This window comes from Mesorhizobium sp. M1A.F.Ca.IN.022.07.1.1 (assembly GCF_003997575.1).
Taxonomy (GTDB): Bacteria; Pseudomonadota; Alphaproteobacteria; order Rhizobiales; family Rhizobiaceae; genus Mesorhizobium.
Window position 1 is genome coordinate 1 of the sequence record NZ_RZST01000526.1, and the last position, 2,698, is coordinate 2,698.

Sequence of the window (2,698 nt, forward strand, 5' to 3'; positions counted from 1 at the left end):
TGTTCGGCTTCATCAATTCCGCGCAGCAGATCTATCTCGAAGTCTTCCATGTCGGCGAGCTGTTTCCGCTGATCTTCGCCGGCGTCGCGGGCGTGCTCGCCTTCTCGAACTTCCTCAACGCGCGGCTCGTCGGCAAGGTCGGCATGCGGCGCCTGTCGCAGAGCGCGCTGCTGCTCTTCCTCGCCATCAGCCTGGTCTGGCTCGTCGTCTCGCTCGAGATCGAGATGCCGCTCTGGCTGTTCATCGCCTTCTTTGCCGGCGCGATGGTTCCATTTGGCTGTCTCGGCGCGAATTTCAACGCGCTTGCGATGGAGCCGCTCGGCGAGCTTGCCGGCACGGCGTCCTCCATCCTCGGCTTCATGCAGACCTTTCTCGGCGGCCTGCTCGGAACGCTGATAGGCCAGGCCTATAACGGCACGGTCACGCCATTGGCCGCCGGCTTCTGCAGCGTTTCCCTCGCCGCCCTGCTGATGATCCTGATCGCCGAGCGCGGAAGGCTGTTCCAGCCCCACAATCCGCCGGTGTGAGACCCTCGCCTACGGCCACCCGCTCAGGATTTTCGTTCAAGCGCAACCGTGAAGCGGGGCGAAAGTATGCGCCCTGCGATCGCCTCGCCCATGCTCTCGGTAAAGGGTAACGGCAGGGCCTTATCGAGAGCCTCGAGGACTGAGGCAACGAAGGCTCTGTTCAATGCATCGTTCGATCCGAGTGCGGAGAAGGTCGCGCGCGGCTTGCCAATGAGCGTTCCGTCTCGGCGGAGCGAGAACCGCAGGGTCAAGGACAGGCCGGCAGTTCCGCGGGGCGGCCGCCAGCAGGCGTAAATGGCAGCCGACATTTCCGCCATGGAGTTTACGGGATCGCGACTGCCGCAGGCGCGCTCCCGTGCCGCTGCTTCGTCAGCACCCGTGATCGTCACGGCGATGGCGAGAGCCAGAGCGACCATCGCGGACCGGGTGCCCATTCACATCTCCGGATTTGCGTGAGGTCGTAGGTCGACATCTTCCAGGCGACCGGCTGGCCCTCGCTGGCGCAATCGATCCTATTCCGCCCAGAGCTCGCGCCGCAGTTCGTTCCAGCTATCCTTGTCTGGCGCAACCAACAACCCGCCGTCGACATGCGACGGCAGATAGGCATCGCCGTCGATCCGCGCCGCATAACCACCGGCCTCCTGATGGATCAGCACGCCGGCCAGATGGTCCCACGGCATCAGCTTGTTGTAGACGACGAAATGCGCATGGCCGCTCGCCAGCAGCCGGTATTCGTGCGCGGCGCAACGATAGCCGAACTGCGACAGCGCCTTTGTGTGGTTGCGGGCGAGCCGCGAGCGCTCCGGTTCCTTCAGATACTGCCACGAGATCGCGCCGGTCATCTCGGCGATCGGCACCGGCTCGGCGACCCGCACCCTCTCCAGCGCGCCATGTGCGTGGCGGATATGGCTGCCCGCCCCCTTGGCGCCGATCAGCCAGTCGTTGCCGACCGGATCGTGGATGATGCCGGCAACCGTCTCGCCGTTGACCACGACGCCCAGCATGACGCCGAACAGCGGCACGCCGGAGGCGAAGTTGAAGGTGCCGTCGACCGGATCGATGACGAAGGCGAGTTCGGCATCGCCGAGCCCTTTGAGCAAGGCCGGATTGTCGGAACAGGCCTCCTCGCCGAGGATCATCGCTGAAGGGTAACGCTCGCGCAGCCTGGCAGTGATCAGCCTTTCGGCGTTGACGTCCGCCTCCGTCACCAGATCGGCGGCCGAAGTCTTCTGGCGAACGTCGCCCTCGCCCAATCGGCGGAAGCGCGGCATGATTTCGGCCTTGGCTGCGTCGGCTAGAAGCTCGGCCAGCCAGTCGATCGCTTGCATGTCAAACGTCATTGGAAATGTCTTTTCCCATGGTAAGGCGCGCATCGAGCGCGGCGAAGTCGAACAGTTTTCGGTCGAGCAGATGCGAGGGCCGCACATTGGTCATCGCGCGGATCATCGTGTCCTTGCGGCCAGGCATGCGCTTCTCGATATCGTCGAGCATCGCCTTCATGGCGTTGCGCTGCAGCCCTTCCTGGCTGCCGCAGAGATCGCACGGGATGATCGGGAATTTCATTGCAGTGGCAAATTTCTCGAGATCGGCCTCGGCGCAATAGGCGAGCGGGCGCAGAACCATGACGTCGCCCTCGTCATTAAGAAGCTTCGGCGGCATGGCGGCGAGACGCCCGCCATGGAAGAGGTTCATGAAGAAGGTTTCGAGGATGTCCTCACGGTGGTGGCCTAGCACCAGCGCGGTGCAACCCTCCTCACGCGCGAGGCGATAGAGATGGCCGCGCCTCAGCCGCGAGCAGAGCGAGCAATAGGTGCTGCCTTCGGGCAGCTTGTCGGTGACCACCGAATAGGTGTCCTGGTACTCGATGCGATGCGCAATGCCGTTGGCGCCGAGATAGTCCGGCAGGATGTGCTTCGGGAAATTCGGCTGACCTTGGTCGAGATTGCAGGCAAGCAGCTCGACCGGCAGCAGCCCGCGCCATTTGAGATCGAGCAGCAAGGCAAGCAGGCCATAAGAATCCTTGCCGCCGGAGAGCGCCACCAGCCAGCGCTCGCCGGGTTTCACCATGGCGAAGTCTTCGATCGCCTGGCGCGTGAGCCGCAGCAGCCGCTTGCGCAGCTTGTTGAACTCGACCGAGGATGGCACGTCGCGGAACAGCGGATGGAATCCGC

Annotated in this window: 3 protein-coding genes and 1 pseudogene; 1 reads left to right on the plus strand and 3 read right to left on the minus strand. The window is 63.8% G+C overall.

Annotated features, from left to right (window positions below):
• Positions 1–527 (plus strand): annotated as a pseudogene (locus EOA75_RS31600) (multidrug effflux MFS transporter); the annotation flags it as partial.
• 23 nt (positions 528–550) lie between these two features.
• On the opposite strand, the gene EOA75_RS31605 reads toward EOA75_RS31600, so the two are convergent.
• The 3 genes from EOA75_RS31605 to ttcA all read right to left on the minus strand — a co-directional run bounded on the left by EOA75_RS31605 (position 551) and on the right by ttcA (position 2,684).
• The gene (locus tag EOA75_RS31605) at positions 551–961 is read right to left on the minus strand and encodes a hypothetical protein (RefSeq protein ID WP_127326043.1); all 411 of its coding nucleotides are present in this window, start codon (positions 959–961) and stop codon (positions 551–553) included.
• Between the two features lie 78 nt (positions 962–1,039).
• The gene (locus EOA75_RS31610; protein ID WP_067328312.1) at positions 1,040–1,867 is read right to left on the minus strand and encodes an inositol monophosphatase family protein; all 828 of its coding nucleotides are present in this window, start codon (positions 1,865–1,867) and stop codon (positions 1,040–1,042) included.
• A complete protein-coding gene (ttcA, locus tag EOA75_RS31615) occupies positions 1,857–2,684 on the minus strand; it encodes a tRNA 2-thiocytidine(32) synthetase TtcA (RefSeq protein ID WP_245466799.1) in 828 nt (275 codons plus the stop codon). The genes EOA75_RS31610 and ttcA overlap by 11 nt, the downstream gene beginning before the upstream one ends.
• Positions 2,685–2,698 lie beyond the last annotated feature (14 nt).

Excerpts from the sequence above, each read along its gene's own strand:
- EOA75_RS31610 (WP_067328312.1), bottom strand. The coding sequence starts at position 1,867 with ATGACGTTTGACATGCAAGCGATCGACTGGCTGGCCGAGCTTCTAGCC.
- EOA75_RS31605 (WP_127326043.1), bottom strand. The coding sequence starts at position 961 with ATGGGCACCCGGTCCGCGATGGTCGCTCTGGCTCTCGCCATCGCCGTG.